This is a genomic window from Bacillus haikouensis (genome assembly GCF_013179555.1).
In the GTDB taxonomy this organism is placed as follows: domain Bacteria; phylum Bacillota; class Bacilli; order Bacillales; family Bacillaceae_B; genus Rossellomorea; species Rossellomorea haikouensis_A.
The window spans coordinates 1-2,350 of record NZ_JABMCR010000444.1; the positions used below are offsets into that span (position 1 = coordinate 1).

The 2,350-nt window shown below is 43.3% G+C and carries 1 protein-coding gene and 2 pseudogenes; all 3 read right to left on the bottom strand.

Annotation, left to right across the window (positions count from 1 at the left end; all coding sequences use genetic code 11):
• A pseudogene (locus HP456_RS22870) lies at window positions 1-382 on the bottom strand (group II intron reverse transcriptase/maturase); the annotation flags it as partial.
• Window positions 383-943: 561 nt separating this feature from the next.
• Window positions 944-1,417: pseudogene (radC, locus tag HP456_RS22875) on the bottom strand (RadC family protein); the annotation flags it as partial.
• A 71-nt stretch (window positions 1,418-1,488) separates the two neighbouring features.
• Entirely contained in the window at window positions 1,489-2,055 is a 567-nt protein-coding gene (locus HP456_RS22880; protein WP_172255367.1) for a Maf family protein, read from the bottom strand.
• Window positions 2,056-2,350 lie beyond the last annotated feature (295 nt).

Here is a 2,350-nt window from a genome sequence, read left to right on the forward strand (position 1 = left end):
AATGATTTGAAAATTGAGGTTCGTAGATACTTTCTAAAATTCGCCGAACAACCTCTTGCACTAGTTTATCCTCAAAAGTCGGGATACCCAAAGGTCGTGTTTTACCGTTTTTCTTTGGGATATATGTTCTGCGTGCTGGATTTGGTTGATATGTTTGTTCCTTTAGTTTTTCGATTAAACGCTCGATTCTTTCTAAACTCATACCATCGATTGTGTCATTGTTAACACCTTTTGTGTTACTCCCTTTATTAGGGTGAAGTTTGGCATAGGCTTCTAGATAGAACTCGATATTATACAGATTTCGATACAATCTTTCGAAGATATACGTATCATCTTGTGCTTTTGAAGTTAGACTGTTTAACACTACTTTTGGATTTCTCATGGAGCCTCTCGCTCCTTCCCAATTTGGTAATTAAACTAGATAAACTGTTCTCCTTCGCCATGTGATAGGCTTTCCCTATCTCGGACTACTACGAGAACTCCGTTGCCATATCGGATATTCAGACACAGTTGTCATAGCCATATTTGGCGTTCCAACTTAGGCAATCCCCATTTAGACATATAGAAACATAGCATTTCATAGTTTCGGATGTGACTTTCACTCGTTTCTTCCATACAGAAGTTGGACGAAGTAGTATCACTTCATGTTTCTCGAAGTTTTTAAGAAACATGCATACTTCATACAGCGTTGATCGTTACCTCCCGCTGAAGGTCCCCGTAGTCCTCCTTGAGCTATCATTCAAGCAATTCAGCTTTCATCCTTGTCTATGAACTTTCATCTCGCCATTCAGTCGTGCCTTGGTAACTAGGAAACTTATGGCTTTGCCAACATGCTACACTTCCCGCTTAGTTTCCTTCACGGATAAGTTGGCTGATGATAGGGTATTGAATGTGATATTTCCCTACTGTTTTGCCAAAACAGATTTTCTAAATGCCCTTATGGGCGCACTACCTCCCTGGGATGCACAATCGAAGCGTTCAGGCTGCCAATGAATAGGGTCTGTTTATGAAGGACTTGATTTTTGGTGTTGAGGTAAAGGCATACGAAGTGTTCCTGTGCCAGGAATCGCATGTCATTCATGACATAATTAGCCCCGTCTTCCGGGGAGCGGATGCTGTAGCGGTCATCGAACGCAAGATTGCCGATCCTCCTGCCAAGTTCGACGGCAGCCATGATCTGGACGGCCTTTGCAAGTCCGATGCCTTTTGTTTTCGTGATTTCTTCAAGCGTCGCATCTTTTAATAGAGTCAGTCCGTCAAAACTTGTCAGCAGCCGATTAGAAAGCTGAAGGACAGATTCAGATCTAGTCCCTGTCCGGAGCAGGATGGCCAGTAATTCCTGATTCGAGAGACTGGCGGCACCGCTTTGAACAAGCCGTTCCCTTGGTCTTTCATCCTGGGGAAAGTCGCGGATCATCAGTTTATTCTCACTCTGTTTCGATATTGATTTTTCCATTGGTCCTCCTTTATCCGTTAAAGGAGTCATTCTTATTGAAGAAAACCCATTTCATGCAGGGCCCGGTATACCCTCGACAGCGGCAAGCCGACAACTGAGAAATAATCCCCTTTTATTTCCTTTACGAGCTTCGCCCCGAGACCCTGGATCCCATAGGCTCCCGCTTTATCAAACGGTTCTTCAGAAGCGATGTATCCGTCGATCTCTGTGGATGTCAACTCCCAAAACGTAACATCTGTTTTTTCATAAAATATCGTTTGGTTTTCACCATTAAGGATCGCCACACCTGTATAAACCGAGTGCGTTTCACCGGACAGCATGGTAAGCATCTCTTTGGCCTCTTCTTCCGATTGGGGCTTGCCGAGGATCGAGTTACCATGTGCCACTACTGTATCAGACCCTAACACATAAGAATCAGGATGTTTTTTTGAAATTTCATTTGCTTTTTTCATGGCAAGTTCCATTACCACTTCATGGGGTTTTAAATGTGGGGCTACCGTTTCATCGACATTACTGCTCATAACAGAGAAGGAAAGTTGAATTTGTTGAAGAAGCTCTTTTCGACGAGGAGATTGTGAAGCAAGTATGAGGTTGGACATACACCATACCAGTCCTTTCCAGTATAGAATGGGAGATACAGAATAATCGTACCAAATCCTTCCTCCATAAACAAGCAGAAGGCGACAAGTAGTTGCACCACTTGCCGCCCCTTCAATCATTTCCTGAAAAATAGTCGTAAATTCGTGTTTATTGTAAACTGCTGTATAGTTCAAGATATCCTAAGAGTTCTCCTTGGACTTTCGCTGCATCCTCTGACGTTTTCATCGCAAGTGTCTGCTTGGCTGCATTCACTACCGATTCTTTCATCCGCTCGATCGATTCTTGCTGCACTTT